The organism is Streptomyces sp. NPDC048106 (genome assembly GCF_040706415.1).
In the GTDB taxonomy this organism is placed as follows: Bacteria; Actinomycetota; Actinomycetes; order Streptomycetales; family Streptomycetaceae; genus Streptomyces.
On sequence record NZ_JBEZND010000025.1, the window covers coordinates 72,306 to 93,952 of the forward strand.

At 69.6% G+C, this 21,647-nt stretch carries 21 protein-coding genes and 2 pseudogenes; 9 read left to right on the forward strand and 14 right to left on the reverse strand.

Annotated elements, in window-relative coordinates; genetic code table 11:
* Nucleotides 1-15 precede the first annotated feature (15 nt).
* Entirely contained in the window at nt 16-495 is a 480-nt protein-coding gene (locus tag AB0927_RS24450; protein ID WP_366669837.1) for a diadenosine tetraphosphate hydrolase, read from the forward strand.
* An 83-nt stretch (nt 496-578) separates the two neighbouring features.
* Here the strand turns inward: AB0927_RS24450 and AB0927_RS24455 are convergent, their stop codons facing one another.
* Nucleotides 579-1,607, reverse strand: coding sequence for a protein kinase family protein (locus tag AB0927_RS24455; RefSeq protein ID WP_366669885.1), 1,029 nt, complete (start codon nt 1,605-1,607; stop codon nt 579-581).
* 222 nt (nt 1,608-1,829) lie between these two features.
* On the opposite strand from AB0927_RS24455, the gene AB0927_RS24460 reads away from it, so the two are divergent.
* Nucleotides 1,830-2,093, forward strand: coding sequence for a hypothetical protein (locus AB0927_RS24460; protein ID WP_366669838.1), 264 nt, complete (start codon nt 1,830-1,832; stop codon nt 2,091-2,093).
* Between the two features lie 294 nt (nt 2,094-2,387).
* Entirely contained in the window at nt 2,388-3,122 is a 735-nt protein-coding gene (locus AB0927_RS24465; protein WP_366669839.1) for a dienelactone hydrolase family protein, read from the forward strand.
* 59 nt (nt 3,123-3,181) lie between these two features.
* Here AB0927_RS24465 and AB0927_RS24470 read toward each other — a convergent pair.
* Nucleotides 3,182-4,210: pseudogene (locus AB0927_RS24470) on the reverse strand (oxidoreductase); the annotation flags it as partial.
* A gap of 34 nt (nt 4,211-4,244) precedes the next feature.
* Between AB0927_RS24470 and AB0927_RS24475 the strand changes: the two are divergent.
* Nucleotides 4,245-4,862 (forward strand): TetR/AcrR family transcriptional regulator, encoded by a 618-nt coding sequence (locus tag AB0927_RS24475; RefSeq protein WP_366669840.1) that lies wholly within the window; start codon nt 4,245-4,247, stop codon nt 4,860-4,862.
* Nucleotides 4,863-5,090: 228 nt separating this feature from the next.
* Here the strand turns inward: AB0927_RS24475 and AB0927_RS24480 are convergent, their stop codons facing one another.
* On the reverse strand, nt 5,091-5,984 hold the full coding sequence (locus AB0927_RS24480; RefSeq protein WP_366669841.1) for a LysR family transcriptional regulator: 894 nt from the start codon (nt 5,982-5,984) through the stop codon (nt 5,091-5,093).
* Between the two features lie 92 nt (nt 5,985-6,076).
* Here AB0927_RS24480 and AB0927_RS24485 point away from each other — a divergent pair, with 92 nt between their 5' ends.
* On the forward strand, nt 6,077-7,165 hold the full coding sequence (locus tag AB0927_RS24485) for an alcohol dehydrogenase catalytic domain-containing protein (RefSeq protein WP_366669842.1): 1,089 nt from the start codon (nt 6,077-6,079) through the stop codon (nt 7,163-7,165).
* A 75-nt stretch (nt 7,166-7,240) separates the two neighbouring features.
* On the opposite strand, the gene AB0927_RS24490 is transcribed toward AB0927_RS24485, so the two are convergent.
* The 5 genes from AB0927_RS24490 to AB0927_RS24510 form a co-directional block, all read right to left on the reverse strand.
* Nucleotides 7,241-8,185, reverse strand: coding sequence for a 3-carboxyethylcatechol 2,3-dioxygenase (locus AB0927_RS24490; RefSeq protein ID WP_366669843.1), 945 nt, complete (start codon nt 8,183-8,185; stop codon nt 7,241-7,243).
* Entirely contained in the window at nt 8,182-9,888 is a 1,707-nt protein-coding gene (locus AB0927_RS24495) for a bifunctional 3-(3-hydroxy-phenyl)propionate/3-hydroxycinnamic acid hydroxylase (RefSeq protein ID WP_366669844.1), read from the reverse strand. The genes AB0927_RS24490 and AB0927_RS24495 overlap by 4 nt, the downstream gene beginning before the upstream one ends.
* A gap of 14 nt (nt 9,889-9,902) precedes the next feature.
* A complete protein-coding gene (locus tag AB0927_RS24500; RefSeq protein ID WP_366669845.1) occupies nt 9,903-10,763 on the reverse strand; it encodes an alpha/beta hydrolase in 861 nt (286 codons plus the stop codon).
* A 150-nt stretch (nt 10,764-10,913) separates the two neighbouring features.
* A complete protein-coding gene (locus AB0927_RS24505; protein WP_366669846.1) occupies nt 10,914-11,594 on the reverse strand; it encodes a helix-turn-helix domain-containing protein in 681 nt (226 codons plus the stop codon).
* Nucleotides 11,595-11,621: 27 nt separating this feature from the next.
* A complete protein-coding gene (locus AB0927_RS24510; RefSeq protein WP_366669886.1) occupies nt 11,622-11,936 on the reverse strand; it encodes a maleylpyruvate isomerase N-terminal domain-containing protein in 315 nt (104 codons plus the stop codon).
* A 141-nt stretch (nt 11,937-12,077) separates the two neighbouring features.
* Here AB0927_RS24510 and AB0927_RS24515 point away from each other — a divergent pair, with 141 nt between their 5' ends.
* Both AB0927_RS24515 and AB0927_RS24520 read left to right on the forward strand, forming a co-directional pair.
* Complete coding sequence (locus AB0927_RS24515) at nt 12,078-12,674, forward strand: isochorismatase family protein (RefSeq protein ID WP_366669847.1); 597 nt, start codon at nt 12,078-12,080, stop codon at nt 12,672-12,674.
* A 145-nt stretch (nt 12,675-12,819) separates the two neighbouring features.
* Nucleotides 12,820-13,389: a GNAT family N-acetyltransferase gene (locus tag AB0927_RS24520; protein WP_366669848.1), complete on the forward strand. Its 570-nt coding sequence runs from the start codon at nt 12,820-12,822 to the stop codon at nt 13,387-13,389.
* A 90-nt stretch (nt 13,390-13,479) separates the two neighbouring features.
* Here AB0927_RS24520 and AB0927_RS24525 read toward each other — a convergent pair whose 3' ends face one another.
* The 6 genes from AB0927_RS24525 to AB0927_RS24550 form a co-directional block, all read right to left on the reverse strand.
* Complete coding sequence (locus AB0927_RS24525) at nt 13,480-14,814, reverse strand: FAD-dependent oxidoreductase (protein WP_366669849.1); 1,335 nt, start codon at nt 14,812-14,814, stop codon at nt 13,480-13,482.
* Between the two features lie 151 nt (nt 14,815-14,965).
* The gene (locus AB0927_RS24530) at nt 14,966-17,941 is read right to left on the reverse strand and encodes an aminotransferase (protein WP_366669850.1); all 2,976 of its coding nucleotides are present in this window, start codon (nt 17,939-17,941) and stop codon (nt 14,966-14,968) included.
* Between the two features lie 51 nt (nt 17,942-17,992).
* Complete coding sequence (locus AB0927_RS24535) at nt 17,993-18,433, reverse strand: Lrp/AsnC family transcriptional regulator (protein ID WP_366669851.1); 441 nt, start codon at nt 18,431-18,433, stop codon at nt 17,993-17,995.
* A 186-nt stretch (nt 18,434-18,619) separates the two neighbouring features.
* A complete protein-coding gene (locus AB0927_RS24540; RefSeq protein ID WP_366669852.1) occupies nt 18,620-19,117 on the reverse strand; it encodes a hypothetical protein in 498 nt (165 codons plus the stop codon).
* Between the two features lie 42 nt (nt 19,118-19,159).
* On the reverse strand, nt 19,160-19,447 hold the full coding sequence (locus AB0927_RS24545) for a hypothetical protein (protein WP_366669853.1): 288 nt from the start codon (nt 19,445-19,447) through the stop codon (nt 19,160-19,162).
* A 162-nt stretch (nt 19,448-19,609) separates the two neighbouring features.
* Entirely contained in the window at nt 19,610-20,098 is a 489-nt protein-coding gene (locus AB0927_RS24550) for a DUF4265 domain-containing protein (protein ID WP_366669854.1), read from the reverse strand.
* Nucleotides 20,099-20,186: 88 nt separating this feature from the next.
* On the opposite strand from AB0927_RS24550, the pseudogene AB0927_RS24555 reads away from it, so the two are divergent.
* Both AB0927_RS24555 and AB0927_RS24560 read left to right on the forward strand, forming a co-directional pair.
* A pseudogene (locus tag AB0927_RS24555) lies at nt 20,187-20,354 on the forward strand (transposase); the annotation flags it as partial.
* 138 nt (nt 20,355-20,492) lie between these two features.
* Nucleotides 20,493-21,599, forward strand: coding sequence for a serine hydrolase domain-containing protein (locus AB0927_RS24560; protein ID WP_366669855.1), 1,107 nt, complete (start codon nt 20,493-20,495; stop codon nt 21,597-21,599).
* Nucleotides 21,600-21,647 lie beyond the last annotated feature (48 nt).

Consider the following 21,647-nt stretch of genomic DNA (forward strand, 5'->3'; position numbering starts at 1 on the left):
GGCTAAGTTGGGGCCATGACTGGTGACTGGCGGATGGATCGGATCGGGGCTGCTCTGCGTGGTGAGAACCCGACCGTGCTGCGTCGGCTTGAGTCGGGATTCGCGGTGATCGGCGACGTTCAGTTCTTGCCGGGTTACTCGGTTCTCCTCGTGGACGAACCGGGTGTTCAGCGCCTGTCTGATCTGCCGAAGGCGAGGCGGCTGTCGTTTCTGTCCGACATGGACCGGCTCGGAGAAGCCGTTGAGCGCGTCTGCCGGCGTTTGGACCCCGCATTCCGCCGGGTCAACCTGGAGATTCTGGGGAACACCGACCCGTTCTTGCATGCCCACGTCTGGCCGCGGTTCGAATGGGAGCCGGCCGAGCTGGTGGGCAAGCCTGTGTGGCTGTATCCGGGTGACCGGTGGAGCGACGGGAGGTTCGGGCTGGGGCCGCAGCATGATGTGCTGAGGGACGGGATCGGGAGCGAACTGGATCGGTTGCGTTCGATGGGTTGACGGCGTAACTGGCGGGGTGCGGACCGAGTGAGACGAACCTGCAGTCGCCGAACGGGCCCTTCAGCGGGTGAATGGACAGACCATCAGATGTGGTGGAAGGGGGTGGCTCGGCTCTCCAGCCGGAATTTCCGATAGAAGTCGCCCATCGCTGCGGCGACCGGCGCGTAACGGACCAGGAGCGCCGCGACCGTCGGTGGCACCCTCGCCGGGGACAGCCCTTGGGCGCAGGCATTCACGAACGCTCTGCGCTCTTCCGGCTTGTATCCGTACAGAGCGACGGCCAGCCAGTTCACCAGGTGGGTGACGGCGTAGCGCTGGTCGTAGGTGCGGTGCTGGTCGAAGAAGTCGGCCTCGTCCTGTGAGAGGTCGAAGCGGGAGGAGATCGCGAGGCCGTAGTCGGCGAAGAAGAGTTGCCGGCCGTTGGTCAGGATGTTCTCGAAGTGGGCGTCGAAGTGCAGCAGCCCGTGGCCGTTCATGAACGAGATGCCCGCTTGCAACTCGTCGTCCACCATGGCGCAGGCCCGCTCGGCCGCCTCGTCACCGGCCATGATCTGAACGCCCAACCATTCGTGCAGGTTCTGCGGGATGTACTCCAGGAACAGCACAAGGCTTGCCGTGGACTGTTGGAGTGCCTCGATCCGACGGCGTACCGCTGATCCGCCTCCCCAGTAGGCTACAGCTCGATCCACATCGGCCAGTTCCTCGGGCAGCGGCTGGCCAGAGTCCGGGATCACCCGCCAGTGGTACATCAGGGGAAAACCCTCGTAGTCCCCCTCGACCACCCAGTTCGTCGTCATGGTGTGCGTGGCCAGCTCCCGCCAGGCCCCGAACCCCGGGCCGCCGACGGTACCGATGCCGTAGTGGCAGAAGGTCGGGAGTCCAAACAGGTTTGCGGTGGAGCGAACATGTTCCGGCCGTAGCTCCAGATCCGTCAGCCGTACCTGCTTGACGAAGACCCGCGTTCCCTCGACCTCCAGCAGGAGCGTTTTCCCGCCGATGCCCGACCCCAGCGGGGCGCCGGCGTCCAGGAACTCGCGCAGACTGCGGTCACTGCGCAGCGCCAGCGATGCGGAAACGGCGCGGTGAGCCGCCAGACGAGCACCGCGGGACATATCAGGGCCCTTCACTTATGCCTCCAACCATGCCCCGCCTCTTGCTTCAACGGCTTCAGCAGACACCGGGACGGCCACCAAAGGGCACCCTCCCACGTCGCTGCCGGTGAAATGTGGCGTAACTGGAAGCTCACACGGTGCCGTTCATCCGAGCTTCGCGTTCACGCAGGCCGTCACTACGCCATCCAGTTCCACTACGCCCTGCCGGACGACGCCTGGTGTGTGGAGCTCAGCGAGGCCGTGCCGGCGCAGGCACGGTGGGCCGGGATTCCCCATGCGCAGACGTACCTGCCTGGAACGGCCTTCATGGTGGCCGTGATACCCGACGAGGACCCGGACCTGGAACCGGCTGTCCGGATCCACAGTCACGACGAGCGCGTCATCCCCTACGCGATCACGAGCTGGTTCATGGAGCAGGTGGCCGAGCAGGTCGAACGCTGTCGCCTCGCGTTCGAGCAAGGAGTGCCTGAAGAAGGGGACCGCTGAGGCGGTGACCGGCGTGGTCACGGCGGCGGAACTTCCGGGACGGCCCCGTTCGGCTGTGGGTGGTGGACGTGCGTGCTGGCGACGGCCTGGGCCGGTGGGCTACGCTGCGCGACCATGATGACCGGGACGGCCTCGCGCCACACACGGATCGGTGACCCGGTGCTCCGCTGAGCGCCGTGCGGGCCGACGCGGGCCCGCTGTGCGATCGAGGAGCCGACGCCGCTGCGCGAGCTCCGCCTCCGTCGTGTTGATCAGAGATTCGGTATCAACCACGACAACACGACAGGAGGACTCATGCCCATCAAGTCGCTGCGGATTCCCACCGCGGACGGTCACGCCGACGCGTTCGCCGCCTTCCCCGACCACGGTGAACGCCACCCAGGGGTGCTGATGTACGCGGACGGCTTCGGCATCCGGCCCGTGCTCCGGGAGCTGGCCCAGGAACTGGCCGGCCACGGGTACTACGTGCTCGTCCCTCATCTCTTCTACCGGAACGGCCCGGCGCCGTTGGTCGAACTTCCCGAGTACATCGGAGCAGAGGCCCGGCCCGCGGTCTTCGCCCAGGTGATGCCCTTGCTTGAGGCGCATACCGTCGAACGTGTTCTGAGCGACGCCGACGCCTTCCTCAGGTTCCTCACCACCCGGCCCGAGGTCGGCGCCGGACCAGTCGCGGTGACCGGCTACTGCATAGGCGGCCTCTACGCGATGCGCACCGCCGCCGCCCACCCCGGCCAGGTGGCCGCCGTCGCCGCGTTCCACGGCCCGGTAGGCGTCGACGGGCCCGACCTCTTCTCCAAGCTTGCCGCCGAGGTCCATCTCGGCCATGCCGAAGGCGATTTGACGCCCGAGGCGCTCGGCCGGCTCAACCAGACACTGGATGCCGCAGGTGTCGTCTACACCTCCGAGATCTACCCCGGCACCGTCCACGGTTTCACCATGTCCGACACCGACGCGTTCAGTGCCTGCGGGCTGAAGCGCCACTGGGATCGCCTGCTCCCCCTCCTGGACCGCACCCTGGCCGGCAGCTGAGGGGGAAGTCCCTCATGGTCGTCGGCGGTCGCGGTCGACGCGCTCGACGGGTAGGTGATTCCCGTGAGCCGCTCGGACTCCTGCCACAAGCGGCGCTGCGCCTCGATGTCGTGGGAACGGTCACTCGACTCGACGCGTGCCGGGTAGCCGGTGAACTGGGCCCGTCCGGGAGGGCCGTAGTACTCGCCCCCGCGTACCCGTGGATCGGTGGCGGCACGCAGTGAAGGCAAGGCGCCCATCTGTGGGGACTGCATCAGCCACGAAGTGAGCAGGCGCAGGCGAGGGTTCATGGCCACCCGGACGAACGCGGGCATGTCGCGGCCGAACTCGGTGCGTGCGTTGCCCGGGTGGGCGGCGACCGCGATGGTCCGGGCCCCGGCCCGGGCCAGCCGGCGCTGCAACTCGTAGGTGAACATCAGGTTCGCGAGCTTCGCCTGGAAATAGGCGTGCTGGAACCGGTAGCCGCGTTCGGCGTGCAGGTCGTCGAAGTCGATGACTCCGCGCCGGTGTCCGATGCTGCTGACGGTCACGATCCGGGAGTCCGGTGTCTGGAGCAGCCGGTCGAGCACGAGGCCGGTGAACGCGAACGGGCCTAGGTGGTTGGTGGCCAGCGTCGATTCGAAGCCGTCCTCGGTCACGGCGTGGCGGGGTCGGATGCCACCGGCGTTGTTGACGAGTACGTCGATACGCGGGTGCTCCGCGCACAACTGCTCGGCGGCCCGGCGGACGCCGGCCAGCGATGCGAGATCCAGCGGCAGGATGCTGACCTTCCCGGCAGGCGCGGCCGCGACGACGCGGGCTTGGGCGTCCGCGGCACGCTGGGGGTTTCGGCAGGCCAGGACGACGTCGGCGCCACGCTGGGCGAGAACCAGGGCGGTCTCGAAGCCGATACCGGTGTTCGCCCCGGTGATCACGATGGTCCGTCCCCGCTGGTCGGGGACGTCGGCGGCGGTCCATCTCGACGGTGTGGGCGCGGTCGCCGTTGCCGCGTCAGGTGTGGTCGAAGCGCTGGTCATCGGCCTGCCTCCGCTCGGGGAGATATAATCGGGACAGCCATCCCGTTTTCTCGGACTATACGGGACGGCCATCCCGTTTGTCGAGAGCCGAGGGAGGCCCCGCCCCGTGACCGCGAAGCAGCCGCGAGCCGACGCCCAGCGCAACCGGGCCCGAGTCCTGGAGGTGGCGGCGCGGGTCTTCGCCGAGGAGGGACTCTCGGTCCCGGTGCACGAGATCGCGCGGCGCGCCGGGGTCGGCACCGGCACGGTCAGCCGGCACTTCCCCCGCAAACAGGACCTGTTCGCCGCGATCCTGCTCAGCCGTCTGGAACAGCTCATCGCCCAGGCGGGCTCGCTCGCCGGACAGCAGGATCCGGGCACCGCGTTCTTCACCCTCCTCACCACCTTGGTACGCGAGGGGGCGGCCCACCGAGGGCTCGCCGAGGCGCTCGCCGGCGCGGGCTACGACCTGGAGGCGGCCGCCGAGGAGGCCGGTTACGACGCCACAGCCGGGCTGCGCGACCTGCTCGACCGCGCTCAGGCGGCCGGAGCGGTGCGGAGCGACGTCGACTACGCCGATGTCAAAGCCCTCATGACCGGCTGTCTGGTCCGGGCCGAGGGTCGCACGGGTTCCGACCTCGCCGCGCTGGAGCGCGTCACCGCGATCGTGTGCGACGGGCTGCGCGTCGGGCCCGTCTCCCACACCGGCGGAAGCCGGTCCGTGGAGGAGACGAGAGGTCTCTGACGCGGGCGCCGTAGACGCGGCGAGGGCTCGGCGCCGCAGCGCGCCGGGTCGTAACCCAAGCGCCCGGGCCGCCACAAGCGCCTGCGTGCCGCACTGCCGCCGGCCGATCGGGTGATCCGGCCGCCGGCGCGGGACGGCGACTTCGGTCTGGCCCACGGTGGCTGGACCCGGTGGCTGGACATGGTTCAGCCGCTCACTGACCGCCCTTGGTCACGCCGGCGCGGCCGGTCAGGCGGTCGAGGTGATCGCTCGGAGGACTTCGGAGAGTCCCGGACCAGGTCGGCCGGGGAGCCGTGCCGTGAGGATCCGGCGGACCTCGGGGGGCGCTCCGTCCACACGCAGCAGGCTCACGCCGTGCGGCAGCACCGCGGACATGCGTGCCGGGATGGTCGTCACGCCGAAACCGCCGGCGACCAGCCGCAGTTTGGTCAGCCAGTCTCTTGTGGTGTGCACGATCCGTGGCCGCCCGGGCAGGCCGGGCCAGACACCGAGCAGAGGTTCGCCACTCGATGACGGGGTGGCGATCCAGGGAGCATCGACGAGTTCGTCGATGTGCACCGCGGTGCGTCCGGAGAACAAGCCGGTCGTCGGGGCGCCCAGCCGCAGCTCGGTGTCCTCGATCGTCTCGATGTGCAGCCGGGGCGACTCGCCGTCCGACGGCCGGTGCGGCGGACGGGACGTCAGTACGGCGATGTCGATCGACCCCGCCCGCAGGGCCCTGAGCAGGCTGGGCGTGGTGCCTTCGCGTGTCGTGACCGTGATGTGCGGGCCGGTCGCCGCGAGCCGGGTGAGCACACCGGGCAGGATCGTCGCACCCGCGCTGGGGAACATTCCCAGCCGCACCAGTTCCGTTCGCGGTGCGGAGCCGGTGAGCTCCTGCTCGGCCGCCGCGAGGGAGTCCAGGATGGTGCGGGCGTGCCGCAGCAGGGTCAAGCCGGCGGGAGTGAGCTGCACCCCGTCGAAGCGGCGCTCGAACAGGACGGCGCCCGCGCCGCGTTCGAGGGCCGCCGCCTGCCGTGAGATCGCCGACTGGGTGTAACCGAGCTGGGAGGCGGCCGCGGTGAAGCTCCCCGACTCTGCGACCTGCCGCAGAACCCGTAGAGCTGTACTGGAGAAGTCCATGCGCACTACGCATACCACAGATGCGAGATTGTCGCTTGGCGCATGCCCTCTGCCGCTTCTAGCCTCGACGCGGACGATCAAGGAGGCCACAGATGCGAGCAGCGGTCCTGTCAGAGTTCGGTGCCCCGCTCACCGTGCAGGAGGTGCCCGAACCCCGGGCGGGCGGCGGCGAGGTGGTGGTGGAGGTTCTCGCGACCGGCATCCTCCCCTACGCCGAGGAGGTCTTCAGCGGCCGGCGGAACTACCCGCTCGAACCCCCCGTGGTCCCGGGCCCCGGCGGCGTGGGACGGGTCGTCGGCGTCGGCCCGGACGCCACCCGGCTGCGCGCCGGCGACCTGGTGTGGTGCGACTGCACGGTCCGCTCCCGCGACGACGCCCTGACCCCCGACATCATGCTCCAGGGCTGGAGCTCCCGCGGCGAGGGCGGCGCCAGGCTCGCCCGGCACCTGCCCGACGGGTCATTCGCCGAACTCATGCGCGTGCCCACGGAGAATGTCTACCCCCTGCCCGCGGGCGCGGCGGACAGCCCGGCGCGCTGGTCCTCGCTCGGCGTGTACGTCATCCCCTACGGAGGGCTCCTGGCGGGAGGGCTTGAGGCCGGTGAGACGCTGCTCGTCAGCGGGGCCACCGGCAACCTCGGCAGCGCCGCGGTCGCCGTGGCACTCGCCATGGGGGCGGGCCGGGTGGTGACGCCGGGACGCAACCGCGCCGTGCTCGACCTCCTCGCGGACCGGTTCGGATCGCGCGTGAGCCCGGTCGAACTGACCGGCGACGAGGACGCCGACCGCGTCGCCATGTCCGCTGCCGCCGAAGGCCCGATCGACATGGTGATCGACCTGCTCCCGCCCTCCGCGCCCAGCTCGGCGACGAGGGCCGCGGCCATGACCGTCCGCGAGTACGGACGCGTCGTCCTCATGGGCGGCGTCGGCATGCTCGGGGGCGCGGACCTCGCCCTTCCCTACCCGTGGATCATGCGCAACTCGGTCACCGTGCGCGGGCAGTGGCTGGGCCCGCGCACGGTGAACGTCGGCATGATCCGTCTCATCGCGTCCGGTGCGCTCGACCTTGATGTCGAAAAGGTCAGGACGTTCCCGCTCGACGCCGTCAACGACGCCATTGGTTACGCCGCCGCGCACGGTGGGCCGTTCGAGCGCACCGTTCTCATCCCGGCCGCCGGTTGACGGCCGCGCGCCCCGCCCCTGAGGGCTCCGCCGTCGCCGGCGTCCCGGGACAGCACAGGGGGCAGGGCGCGCCGGTCACGATGACGTGCGGGCCGTCATCACCCCGAACCCCGCGATGTACTCCTTGATCGGACGGTAGAAGGAGTACGTCACGTCGTAGGGGCCGGCGGCACCGAGAGCCGCGAAGGCGGCGACCCAGGTGCGCACCTCGTGCGCGGAGTTGCCGGCGTCCGCCGCCATCCGTGCGGGGTCCATGGCGTCGACGGGGGAGAGGTCGCCGGAGGCGAGGACGGCCATCAGCGCCCGGTCCCACTCGGGGTTGAGGTCCTGGATGGTGGCGGTGCCCGCCGCGAAGGCCTTCGCCGTGTCGATGACCCGCTGCTGGCGCAGATCGCGGGCCGCGGCCGTGGGGTGCCTGCCGTTGAGGAGCATCGCGCGGGCGGCGTCGTCGGCGGTGGCCCACTGGGGCACCGGCGGATCGTGGGAGAGGCCGCCGGAACCGATGACGAGGACCCGTTCGTCGCGCAGACCCGCCAGGAACGCGCCGATCGTCTCACCGAGTCGGCGGATGCGGCGCATGGGCACGAACGGCTTGGCGACACCGTTGACGAAGACCGGGATGGTGGGCACGGTGTCGATGCCTCCGAAGAGGATCTCCAGCGGCTGAACCGCCCCGTGGTCCACCTCCATCCGGCGCGAGATGGCGATGTCCAGCTCGTGCTCGGCCAGCCACTGCGCCAGTTCCTCCGCCTGCTCGCCCGGCACGTCGAGGGGGCCTTCGACGGTGCCGTAGTCCCCGACTCCGGCCGCCGCGTAACCGACGCAGAACGGTGGCATCAGATCATGGAAGAACCCGTTGTAGTGGTCGGGTGCGAACGATACGACGAGGCTCGGGTCGAAGTCCCGTACGAACCTCCGCGCCTGGTCGAACGCGGCCTCGACCGCCTCGGCCACCTCCGCGGGCGGCTCGGCGAACTCGAGGAGCGGGCTGTGCGACATGGTGACGAGGGCGAGACTCATCGCTGGGCTCCTTCGCGGGCGAGAGATGCCGCCGTGGCGACCGCGGCGAGGGCGCGGGAGGCCTGTGCCGTGAGGGACGCGGCCGCCACGAAACGGTCGGGGCGCAGGACGACCAGGCCACAGGCCCGTACGTCGAACCAGTCCTTGAGGGCTCCGGTGAGGTCTCCGACCACGGTGACCGGCACCGGGGAGCCGGCGTAGCGCTTCTCCGCCCAGGCACGCTGCGGCTCGGGCATGAAGGAGACGAGCTTGACGTGGTGGCGGCGGACCAGGTCGAGGTCGGCCGGGGAGAGGAACGCCGTCGGGTCGGTGCCCCAGGTCGCCAGCGTCCACCAGTCGCCGGTGACCTCGTCGAGCAGCGTGTCCGGGGCGTCCGCGGTGGAGACCCGCGGCTGGATGAACTGCTGCCCGACCGGGGAGGTGCCGCCCGCGGAGTCGGTGAAGGGGGCCAGCCGGCCACGCTTGAAGCCGGCTTCCGCCCTGCCGGGCGTCAGAGTCGCCTGATCGACCACGACACCCGTGGCGTAACGCGGCATGGGCTTGAACCGCAGTTCGGTGAAGTACGACTTCCACTTCGGCACGAAATTGAGCGCTGCGGCGGAGACATCGCGCAGCCGGCCTCCGATACGGCCCATCTTCATCACCGTGCCGGCCGCCATGTTCACGTCGATCATGTCGGAGGCGTGCTTCCGGCGCTCGGCCGTGTAGGTGTCGAGAAGGGACTCGTCGGCGTCGCCGCGCAGGACGGCGCTGAGCTTCCAGGCCAGGTTGGTCGCGTCACGGATGCCGGAGTTCCAGCCCTGGCCGAGCCAGACCGGCATCAGATGGGCGGCGTCTCCCGCGATGAAGACGCGTCCCTTGCGGAACTCGCTGGCCACCCGGCCGTGATGGGTGAAGGTCCGCTGGTTGATGATGCTCAGCGCGGCCGGGTCGGGGACGTGCCGTGCGAGCAGGGAACGCATGAACGCGGGGTCGTCGACGAGTTCGGTGGGCTCGTCGTCGTGGAGCATGAACTCCCAGCGGCGAACGCCCTGGGGGAGACCGATGGACACGTACGGCCTGCGCGGGTCCGCGCCGAGGTAGACGGAGGGGGTGCCGACCGGGTCGTTCTCGACGTCGATGACCACCCAGCGGGTGGCGGGGGACCGGCCCTCGAATTCCACACCCATCCACTTGCGGGTGAAGGAACTGCCGCCCTCGCACCCGACGACGTACCGGGCGGTGAAGGAGACGGTCTCGCTGACCCTGCCGTCCGGGTCCGACCGCTCGGCGCTGACCACGACGTGGTCACCGTGGTCCTTGATGTCCACGACCCGGTGCCCGTAGTGGAGCACGGTGTTCGGGAAGCGGGAGAGACCGGCGGCGAGTTCCCTGTCCACCAGCGGCTGGATGAAGCCGTGCTTGCGCGGGTGGCCGAACTCCTGCGTCCTCGGGTCGTTGGTGGCCAGGACCTGCCCGCGGCCGTTCACGAGACGCACCACGTGGTGGGGGACGGTGAAGGGGCGCACCTTCTCCCACAGCCCCGCCGTGACGAGAGTGCGGATCGACTCGTCGTCGAGCCCCACGCCCCGCGGGTAGTCGATGAGTTCCTGGCGGGCCTCCAGCACGGTGGCACCCTGGCCGCGTGTCCCGAGCAGGTTGGCGAGCGTGAGGCCGACCGGGCCCGCTCCGATGACGACGACGTCGCTGTCGTAAGTGTTCATGGGGGTGCCCGGGGTCAGTTGTGCGTGAGGAAGTCGATGACGAGGCGGTTGAACTCGGCGGCGTGTTCGATCATCGCCCAGTGGCCGCAGCGGTTGAGCAGCACCAGCCGCGAGTCGGGGATGTTGGCCAGCAGCCAGAGGCTGATCTCGTAGTGCAGGACCCGGTCGTCCTTGCCGTGGATCAGCAGGGTCGGCGTCTGGATGCCGGGAATCGCGTCGCGGTCGACCTTGACCGGGATCGGGGCTCCGTGGGCCAGGCCCTCGACGTAGTTGCGCAGATGGTCCGGGCGCGCGAGTGCGGCCTCGGAACGGGCCCGGGTCAGCTCCGGCGTCGCGAACCGCTCCTTGTCGTAGGTCATGACCTCCACGAGCGCCCTCATGTTCTCGGGGCTCGCGTCCTTGTACGCCCTGACGAGGACCTTCAGCCCCTCGCTCGGGCCGTCGCCCGCGCCGAAGAGGGAAGCCGGACCGCGCCCGAGCGACGCGCCCATCGTCACGAGATGGGTGATGCGCTCGGGATGCAGGGTGGCGAAGCGGATGGCGGTGTGCGCCCCCATCGAGTTGCCGACCAGGGCCGCCCGCGGGAGTCCGAGCGCGTCGAGGAACTCCACGAGCGTCGTGTCGTGGTCCATGTCCTTGGTCGCCTGGGCGTCGGAGTCGCCCCAGCCGGGCATGTCCGGCGCCAGGACGTGGAAGCCGCCGTCGGCGATCGCGTCGATGTTGCCCGAGAAGTTGGACCAGCCCGTGGCGCCCGGGCCCGAGCCGTGCAGCAGCACGACCGGTGTGGCGCCGGGCCGGCCGGCTTCGTAGTAGCGCATCCGGAGGCCGGACGGGAGGGCGATGTCGCGGGATGCGGCTTCTTTGCTGAGAGACATGACCTGCACACTTCCTCGTGCACTATATGCACGCTAGTGCTTGATAATTGCACAGCGACCTTCATGGAACGCTCAGGTCGGGGGAATGTCAACAGTCAGCCGAGGTCAGCGGCAGTCAGCCGGGGTCGGCGCCGGTCGGTCGGGGCAGGGTCAGCCGAGGTCGGCGCGCAGCCGCGCGGCCGCCGCCATGAGCGCCGGACCGGCGCCCTCGGCGGTCTCCGGGCGGTAGGTGATGAGGTTCAGGCAGGCGGGCGGAAGGCCCTCGACCGCGATAGGGGCCGCCACTCCATAGGCTCCGGGTTCGACCTCGCCGAAGGTCGACGCGAAGCCCCGCTCACGCGCCTCGGTGACGTTCGGGGCCTCGCCGGGCGAGGGCGACTGGGCGGCCAGCAGCGCGACACCGGCGGAGCCGCGGCCGAGGGGGTGGCGACTGCCGGTCCTGAAGCTGAGTACGTACGACGCGCCGGGCGGCTCGACCACGGAGAGCGCGACAGCCTGACTGCCGTCGATCACCAACAGCGAGACGGTCGCGCCGAGTTCGGCCGCCAGATCACGCATGATCGGAGCCGCGGCCGCCCGCAGCGTGGCCTGGATCCCCGTGGCGAGGGCGGCGAGCCCGGCACCGGTCCGATAACGGCCGTCGCTGCCGCGCGTCACGAGGTGGAACTCCGCGAGCGTGGCCAGCAGACGCGAGGCGATCGACCGGTGGACATCCAGTTGGCCCGCGACATCCTGAATGCTCAGGCCGTCGGCGGCCATACTGACGAGTTGCAGAACGCGCAGCCCGCGAGCGAGCGTCTGGGTTCCGGCAGCGCGAGGAGAATCCGTCATACCGCGAAGCCTAGGTGTATTGATCCGTCAGGCTGCCCCATCGGGTGCCGGCCGAGGGGACGGAAACGGGTCAGTCGCGCGCGTCCGCCGGGTATGACAAGCCCGAGTCGTTTGCGGGGCTGGATGGCCGTAGAGGGCGAGAACCGGCTCATGGGCCGATCTCGTGGAGCCGGCGTCAGGCCCCGCGGCGATGGTGGCGGCCCGGGCATGACGCCCCTCGCCCAGGTGCCGCGCCAGGGCGAACAGCGTCCACTCGGGGCAGGTCGGCACCTGCGCGTCGAGGCTGGGAGTGGCGGCGACCGTAGGGCGGAAGGCGGTCGACCGTTCGTCGAGCAGGCGCAGCAAGTCGGGGAGCGGCTGCGCGAGCCAGAGCGAGCTACGCCGATGACGTGTCGGCGGTACTTCCACCGTGTCCCCGGCGTCGAGCGCGAGTTAGTCGGAGGGGGAAGACCTTGTAGGCGAGAGTGGGATGGAGGCAGCGACATGGAGCGTGCGCTGATCGTGGTGGACGTGCAGAACGATTTCTGCGAGGGCGGCAGTGTGGCCGTGGCAGGCGGAGCCGAGATCGCTGTGAAGGTGTGCGACCTGGTCTCACGGGCAGCCGATGCCGGGTACGCGCGTGTGGTGGCGACGCGGGACCACCACATCGATCCCGGTGACCATTTCTCCGACACCCCCGATTTCAAGACCTCATGGCCGGTGCACTGTGTGGCCGGCACTGATGGATCCGGCTTCCACCCGAACTTCGTCCCCGCGGTGGAGGCCGGAGCGGTCGACGCCGTCTTCTACAAGGGCGCCTACGCGGCCGCCTACAGCGGCTTCGAGGGCGCTGACGAGGCCGGGACGGGACTGGCGGCGTGGCTCCGGGAACACGGTGTCACCGCGGTGGACGTGGTCGGTATCGCCACCGACCACTGTGTGAAGGCCACCGCCCTGGACGCCGTCGCGGCCGGTTTCGCCACCAAGGTGCTGCTGGACCTGACCGCGGGTGTGAGCCACAGCACCATCAGGCAGGCATGCGAAGAACTCCGGCAGGCTGGCGTGGAACTGTCGGGTGCCCCGGTGGTCGCCGGATCGTAGCGCCCGGACCGTCGGCCGGCGCGCACGGCGAGTTGTCGACACTGTGCCGCACCCCTCTCGGTTTTCCTGCGACGTCATGGCCACGCGCCGGAGTCGCAGGAAAAAACCGTTGGGCTGCCCGACTTGCTCCAGGCATGATCGACTCGTGGAAACCTACCTGCAAACCGAGCGCCTGACCCTGCGCCGCTTTACTGCCGATGACGCGGACCTGCTGATCGAGCTGGACAGCGACCCGGCGGTGATGCGCTATCTGAGCGGCGGCAGTCCCACCCCGCCGGAAATCGTCCGCGAGCGCTACCTGCCGAACATCCTCGCCGGCTACGAGAAGTGGGGTGGCGACCTCGGACTGTTCGCCGCGCACGAGAAGGACGGCGGTGCGTTCATAGGCTGGTTCATCCTGCGTCCCGAGCCGGACGGCCCGCTGGACGAAGTCGAGCTCGGCTACCGGCTGCGGCAGGCGGCCTGGGGCAAGGGTTATGCCACCGAGGGCTCGCGAGCCTTGCTGGCCAAGGCGTTCACAGAGCTCGGTGTGCGCATGGTCTGGGCTGAGACGATGTCCGTGAACCGCGGTTCGCGCAACATCATGGAGAAGCTCGAAATGTCGCTGGCGGACACCATCCCCACTCCCTCCGACATGTTGATGGTCGAGGGCTCCGAGCATGGCGGCGTAAGGTACGAGATCACCAAGGAGCAGTGGGAGCCGCAGCAGCGCTGACGATGGAGCCGAGAACGGGGAGGGCGGGCCTCGCGGTGGCCTTTGCTCTTCGTACGACGAAGAGGCTCCTGCACCACCGGCGCGGCTGGGTCACCTCGAAGGGGTCACGCCCTGTGTCAGCTCGGCCAGGGAGATCCGTGAACCAAGGATCTGCTCGGCCACTCGGTGCCCTGACTGGAGCGCGCCGTGGACAGTGGCCGGCTCGCGTCCGCAGGTTGCCTCTCCCGCGAAGTGGAGAACACCGTCGACGGGTTCCGCCATCGCATCGTGATCGTCGTGCGACGAGCCGACGGCGACGTAAGAGTACGAGCCGCGGGCGAGAGGGTCGCTGCCCCAGCGTGTGATCCAGTGCGCCACGGGCTCGGGGACGGAGTTGCCGTAGATCTTGCGGAGGGCGCCGACGACCGACGACACCACCTCTTCGTCGGTCTTCTGCTCGATCTCCTGTCCCCAGGCACCGCCCGCGAAGGTCAGCAGCATCGGCTTGCCGCTCACCGCGGAGACGTCGTACCAGGAATGCCACGGGACGCCGGCCCGGCCGTGCTGGCGGATCGCGTAGACATCGTCCTGCCAGAACCGTTCCGGAAACTGAAGGAAGACCTTGTTGAACACGCCCATTCCGAGTCGGGCGATCGGTCCCGCGACGGCGTCGGGCAGAGCGGGCGTGAACGTGATCGCCCCTGCTTTGAGCACGCCCAACGGCACCGTGACGATCGCGCGGGCTGCCTCGAAGGACTCGTCCTCCGTGTCGACTCGCACCCCTCTGGCCGACCTGCCGACGGCGGTCACGGTCCGTCCCAGACGCACGTCCAGGCCTTGCGCGAGGGCCCTGGGAAGCACGTCGTAGCCACCCGGAAAGATCACTTCCTCGCCTTCGATGGTGTCCTCGTCGAGGGCGTGAGCGGCAACCCGGTCGGCCTCTGCGCCGCACTGTTCCTCCGTGCGGTGCCGGTAGAACGCGCGGACGCGTTCGACGCGTTCGGCGTCCCATCCGGTTGCGGCGAGGGTGCGCTCGGCTGCGGTGGCGTAACTCTCGTCAGGGCCGGATGCGGCGACGGTCCGCTGGAAGAGGCCGTCTGCCGTGTCGACGTCGGTGGCCCACTGCCGTGTCGCGTCGTCGTCGAGCAGGCGCCGCGATTCGTCGTAGTCGGCGATCGGCCGCCCGCCGGCCTGGAAGCTCCCCACGGTGAACTCGCGTGTCTCCATCCCGAGCGCGGTGACAACTCCCATGAGCGGGTTGCCGGTGACGCCGTGGATCCATGAGGCGCCACGGTCGACCGGGAAACCTGCGGTACGGTCCGTCCAGATCCGCCCACCGACGCGGTCCCGCGCTTCGAGCACGAGCACACGTTGTCCTGCGGTGTGGAGCAGTCGGGCTGCGGTGATGCCGGCGATTCCCGCGCCGACGACGATCGTGTCCACCATCTTCTCCAGGGACTTCAAGGCCGGGTCTGTATGTCAGCTTTTGCCAGTATGTGTGCCGTGGTCGGCGAAGCCGTTCATTGAGGCGCGAGCACGGGCGGTCGGCGGGCCGCCGTCACAGGTCCGGGCGGCCCCGACTGTGGGTGGCCGGGTGTCACCCGGTGTGGCCGTGGCCGAGCTGGGTGAGGGCCAGGTCGAGCATGTCGGCGAAGAAGTCCGCGGCGGTGGAGTCGATGCACAGCGGCGGCTTGATCTTCAGGATGTTGAGATGGTCGCCGGTGGGCTGGACGATGACACCGAGGTCGAGCATGCGGTCGCAGAGTTCGGCGGTCTCTTCGGTGGCGGGCTCCAGGGTGGTGCGGTCCCGCACGAGTTCGAGGCCGAGGTAGAGGCCCGAGCCGTGGACGGCGCCGATGATGCCGTAACGGTCGGCCAGTGCCTCGAGCCGGCGTTTCAGATGGCCGCCGACGCGGACCGCGTTGCCCTGGAGGTCCTCGTCGCGCAGGGTGTCCAGGACGGTGAGGCCGACGACGCTGGAGACCGGGCTGCCACCGGTGGAGGAGAAGAAATAACCCTGCTCGCGATAGCGGTCGGCGACCTCCTTGGCGGTGATGACGGCCCCGAGGGGGTGGCCGTTGCCCATGGCCTTGGCGACGCAGACGATGTCGGGCACGACCCCTTGCTGCTCGAAGCCCCAGAACCAGTGCCCCAGGCGGCCGTAGCCGACCTGCACCTCGTCGGCGACGGCAAGGCCGCCGTGGCGGCGCACCGCCGCGTACACCTCGGCGAGGTAGCCGTCGGGGAGGGCGACGCCTCCGGCGTTGCCGTAGTAGGTCTCGCCGATGAACGCCCCTGCCGGGCGGCCGGAAGCGGCCAGTTCGTCGATGACCGCGACGGCCTCGGGTGCGTAGCGTACGGATTCCGTCCCGCGGTGCCGGCCCCGGTAGGAGTTGGGCGAGTCCACGGTGTGGACCCAACTCGGTCGGGTGGCCAGGGCGTTCGGGTTGTCCTGGAGTGAGGTGGAGACGGCGTCGGAGGCGTATGTCCAGCCGTGGTACGCCTCGCGCAGCGCGACGACGTCGTGTCGGCCGGAGGCGCCGATGGCCAGCCGGAGGCTCAAGTCCACCGCTTCGGAACCGGAGTTGACGAGGAACACCGTGTCCAGGGGCTCGGGAAGCAGTTGGGTGAGGCGTTCGGTGAACTCCACCACGGAGGAGTAGTGGAATCGCGAGTTGGTGTTGAGTCGCCGCAACTGCCGGGAAACCGCCTGCTCGACCCGGGGGTGGGCGTGCCCCAGCGGGGTGACGTTGTTGACGATGTCCAGGTACGAGCGGCCCTCGGTCGACAGCAGATGGTGGCGCCAACCCCGCTCGATACGGGGAGGGTTGGTGTAGTAGTGCCCCTGCACGGTGGCGAACACGGCGGCGCGCCGGTCGAGCAGGTCCCCGTCACGCGGACGGTCGGAGCCGGCCGGAAGGCCGAGGAGGGGTGCGGGGTCGGCGGTGAGCGCGAGCCAGCCGGCGGCGTACTCGGGCCGGACCAGGCGCGGGACGGCGGGGCCGTCGGCTTCGCGCAGGGCGACGTGGACCATGGCGCCGGAGGCGAGGTGGGCGATGTCCTCGCCCGCCCGCACCGCCGCATCCGCGCCCACCACGGGCCGGCACTCCGGGGCGAAGGACAGCGACAGCACCTGCACGCCGTACGTGAGTTCCACACGGCCCGGTGCCGCGATGAGGACCCTGCCCTCAGCAGGCGCCTGGACCACGGCTTCCCGGCCGAGCCAGAGGTCGATTCCGGTGGGCACCGTGGCGGTCGACGCCACCGACAGCACCTGCGCCCGAGTGAGCCGCGCACGGGCGTACCGGGTGGCGACCGCGGCCGCGCCGTCCGCGAGCGCGGAGGTCGCCAGCCGATCCTCGGTACCGGCGTCCAGCCAGGATCCGTGGTCCATGCAATCGGCGTCGGTAGACAGGTCAAGGAGAGTGATGTCGTCGGCGGCGAGGCCGCGCAGGAGGGGGCGTACGGGGGCGTCGGCCTGCCCCGTTGCGGCAGGCGCGTCGACCATGCCGGTCGCATCCCTGAGGAGGCCGGTCATCACCGGCAGGGGCAGCCGGGTGGCCTGTTCGAATATGCGCCACTCGCGGTCGAGTGCGGCCTTGGCGTAGGCGTTGTCCTCGTCGACGGCGGCCTGCTGCCGCCCGCTGACCACCAGGACGGCGGCGCGCAGGATCACCAGCGGCCACAACGCCTCCGCCTCTACTCGGGAAAGCGGCCGAACGGCGTGGAAGGCGCGGACGGCCGGCAGCAGGTGGTGCGGCTCGATCCCGTCATGGTGGAGCAGCGAGGACAGTGTCACGGCGAGTTCGCCGACCGCCCAACTCATGGTCACGTCACCGAAGTCGATGATCCCGTCCGGCGTGGGCGGACGGGTGCCGGTACGGCGGATCAGATTGTCGTCGGTGAGGTCCAGATGCACTGCCTGCGACGGCAGTACGGCGGCGACCTTCTGGACCTGTGCCCAGGCCTCGGCGGTCGCGTTCTGGACCGCGGCACGCCGGTCGGGCTCGGTGATGTGCCCGGCAAGCTTGGTGACGACGCGGTCGGCGTGCCGCGGGTCCCACTGGAGCACGCGGTCGAGGCCCGGGTGCCGGAAGCCGTGCAGGGCGGTGCTGACCTCTCCGGCTATCGTGCCCATGGCCGCCACGGTGGTCGGTGACAGATGCCGAGGGCCGGAGAGCGTGCCGCCGGGCAGGTAGCGCAGCAGGCGCGCGACGGCCGGACCGTTCTCGGTGTTCACCGTCGTGCGCCGCGGGGAGCCGTCGGGGCGGCGCAGGACGGTGGCGACGCGCAGTTCCGGGCGGGCGGAGGCGATCAGATCGGCTGCCGTGTCCTGGGCGTCGATCTCCGTGACGCCGAAGGCGGGGTTGGCGATCTTCAGAACCGCCGCGGGCGTCCCGTCGTCCGCATGGAGCAGGAAGTTGGCGTCCTGCTGGCTGCCCAGCGCTTCCGCGTGAGCCGTGATGCCGAGGTGTTCGGCGGCGATGCGCTCCGCATCGGCTGGTGCCACGCGGGGTGCGGGAAGGGCGTCCTCGGTGAAGAAGTCGATCGTGCGGTACTCGTCGGGCAGCATGCGGGGTTCCTCGGCTGGTGCGGGCAGACAGGGGTGGGACGCTCGGATGCCTCAGTCGACATGCCACAGGAAGCGGTGCGTGTGGATCCCGAAGTAGGGGAAGTTCTCGACCGACGTGACCCCCTCGACGGGCCGCACGACGTCGTTGATGAAGTCCAGTAGATCCCGGGGCTGACCGCACACCACCTCCACGAAGAGGTCGAAGCCGCCGGCCGTCAGGACCGTGTACACGACTTCGTCGTGCCGGGACAGCTCGTCGGCGACCGCCCGGGAATCGCCGTCGACGCGCAGGCCGAGGAGTGCCATCGTCTGCTGGCCCATGGTCATCGGGTCGGTCACTCCGACGACCTGGACCGCCTTGGTGTCGATCAGCCGCTGCAACCGGAGCCTCGCGGCCGAGGGTGACAACCCGACCTTCGGCCCCAGATCGGCGTACGGGATCCGGCCGTCGACCTGCAGCTCCCGCAGGATGGCCCGGTCGATCTCGTCCATGAGGCACCTCTCCCGCCTGCGCGAACGGCAGGCATTGCACTTGTTTCAAGCACCTTGCCGGATCGTTGCGCGCGATTCAAGCGTTAAGGCGATCGAATCGCGCGAGAGGTGTGGGTGCGGTCCTCATGACTGCTTTGGAGTCCTGACGGTCCCAGCCATGACAGCAACCAAGGTGTTGCCCGCACTTCACGGGCTCGATGGTGTCGAGGAGACCGCCCAGTCGCCTCGATGCTCGCGCCATGCGGTCCTGAGGGCTTCGAGCTCAGTGCGAGGGAAGTGCTCACCCCACTTGCCGCGGTATGCGCTTACGCCGTACGCCCTCACGACCTCGTCGAAGCAGCGGATCACTGCTCGGGCCACGACGTCGATGTTCTGCTGGGTGGACCAGATCTCGGTCCCCCTGTTGTCGTGGACACTTCCGTTGGCCAGCTCGAGTAGGCGGATCCACACGGCGGTGCCTTCGCGGTAGAAGATCCAGCGGAAGGCGGTGGGCTCGGCCTCGAACTGCGCTCGGCATTCGGTCTCGCCGACGATCAGCCGGGTTACTGCCGTCAAGAGATCTTCGGGGGCAGTGGTGATAGAGGAAACCGTGACTTCGGCTTCCGCCTGGTGGTCGCTGACGATGCAGTCGGCCCAACCATGTCCGGACAGGACCCAGACCAGTCGCAGGTGGGCCATGGTCATTCCCTCCTTTCAGCCGCGGGTTCCCTGACGCTGGGCTGACGCTCAGTGTGGGAAAGCTAGGCAGTTGAGGCGGGGCTCCGCCCGGCCATGGGGGACGGGGACGAGGTGGGGCCGCTTCCCCAGCCGGACAGCAGGGGTCCGCTGGTCGATGTCGTCGGTCTTCAGCATCCGCATCCCGGAGCTGGAGGCGCCATGCAGCAGAGCGAGCATGCCCGTCGCCCAGTAACGCCTGGTGACGGCCGCGATGCTGGCCTTGGTCTGGGCCGTTCTCCCGCCGCAGATGTCTGGAGCGGCCTGGCGGCGGGGCTCGCGGTGTCGGCGGTGACGCACGCGTTCTTCGATCGCCGGTGGCCGGTGCGCTGACTGGTGTCGGAGCACATCGGATCGAAGGGCTTCGCGGAGCTGAAGGCAGCGGGGATGAACGGCATGTATTTGGCCGATCTTCTCTGCCCCAAGGTCAGGCACTCGTCAGTTGGGGGCAGAGCGGAGCTGTCACGAAGGCCTGGCGAACGGCATTGCGTCAGCCCACTCCCAGAAGGCGTGGCCGGCGTTGACTGCTGCCTCCATGACGGTGAACAGGCTGGAGGGTTCCGCGCCGGGCGGGACATCGACCGCGATGAAGCGTGCGCCGTTCCACTCACTCAGAAGGTCTGCCGCGATGATCTCGCTCTTGATCTCGGCAGCGGCTTTCTGGAGTTCGGCGGCCGGCAGATCAGGAGTGAACAGCAGCCGCAGCGTGCGGTGCGAAGAACGCCCGACCACCTCGCTGACGTAGTCGTCACCGTTGAGCACCACAACGTCGCCCAGGGCGATCCCATAGGCGGAGAAGGGAATGCACGCGACCTCGTAGCTCCCGTCGTTGACTGCCTTGAGCCAGAGCTGCTCCACCTGTCCGTCGAGGTCGAAGGGGGCCAGGTCGACGCGCGCGATGTAGTTGGTCGAGGCGCGTCCGACCGGTTGCTCATGGACGACGAACTGCATGACGGCTCCCCCGATGACCAGCTCCGATGGTCTGCCATGATGCCGGATACCGTCACTGCTGTGGTCGGCGGGGTGAGGTCGAGCCCCTCTGTACGTGCTCCACACCGGGACCCAGTGGGAGTATCTGCCGCAGGAGCCGGGCTTCTGATCGGGCATGGCGTGTTGGCGGCGGCTGCGGGACTGGAACGAGGCCGGCGTGTGCCAGCGCCTGCACGACGTCCTGCCGGCAGAGCTGAACGCGGCCTCGCGGCTGGACTGGTCCGGTCGCCAGCGCGGCCGTGTCAGGGGGAGTCCAGGGTTGTCATCAGGGTGATCACTGATGGGCAAAGCCAGCCGCATTCAGGAGAGTTGACGTAGGCACCCGAGCCCCATCAGCACCACCGGAGGAACCTCGATGCACATGCGACTCGCCGTCAGCACTCTTTGCCTGACCTCTGCTCTCATCGCCGGTGCGGCTCTGCCCGCAGCCGCCGCTCCTGCCGTTTCCAGCGCGCCGACGTCCGCGAATCCCACCGTCCAGGACATCCTCGACCACTGGCCCGACGGCGTCGTGGCGGGCGCGCTGGTCAGACGGGACGGCGTGGGCGCCACCGCCGGCCCCGTCACCGCCGACGCGCACATCCGGATCGGCAGCGTCACCAAAGCCTTCACCAACACGGTGGTGCTCCAGCTCATCGCCGAGCATCGGATCGACCTCGACGCACCGGCACGGCGGTACGTCCCCAAGGTGCTGCCCGCGGCGTACGACGGGGTCACCGTGCACCAGCTCCTCGACCACACGAGCGGCCTGCCCAAACCGGCCCCGACCCCCAGCCCGGCCGACGGACCCGGATGGCAGCTCAAATCCGTAACGCCCGAAGACTTCCTGCGCGAGTCGTTCGCCGCGGCCACCGGCACGCCCCCCGAACCCGGTTCCGAGCAGCAGTACAACGGGCTCAACTCCTTCGTCCTCGGCCTGATCGTGGAGAAGGTCACCGGCCACTCCTTCACCACCGAACTGGAGCGCAGGATCATCCGGCCGCTGCACCTGCGCCACACCAGCCTGCCCGCCGCCGACGACCCGACGATCCCCTCGCCCCATGCGGAGGTGTACGTCGACGGGCAGGACGTGACCGAGCAGAGTCCGTACCCGTGGGCGGAGGGAGGCATGATCTCCACCGCCGCTGACCTGGACCGCTTCACGACCGCACTGTTCCGGGGCCGCCTGCTCCCACCCGCCCAGCAGCAGCTCGTGTTCGAGGTGCCGCGCGCGGACAACGGTGCCGACAACTCGAACTGCTCCGGTTCCACGCCCTGCTACAGCACCGGTGGCCTCATGCGCTACCAGCTCCCGGACGGCGAGTACGCGTGGGGCAAAACCGGTTCGCGCCCCGGCTGGGACAACGGCTTCTTCGCCACCCGCGACCTCCGACACCGCCTGGTGTACTCCCTGAACCCGACAGGGACCGGCGACGACCTCCCGTACATAAAGGCCCTCGTCACCGCCGCGCTCACCGACTGACAGCCGGACCGTGCACCCGGTCGGTCCATGACGAGCGGCGCGATGACG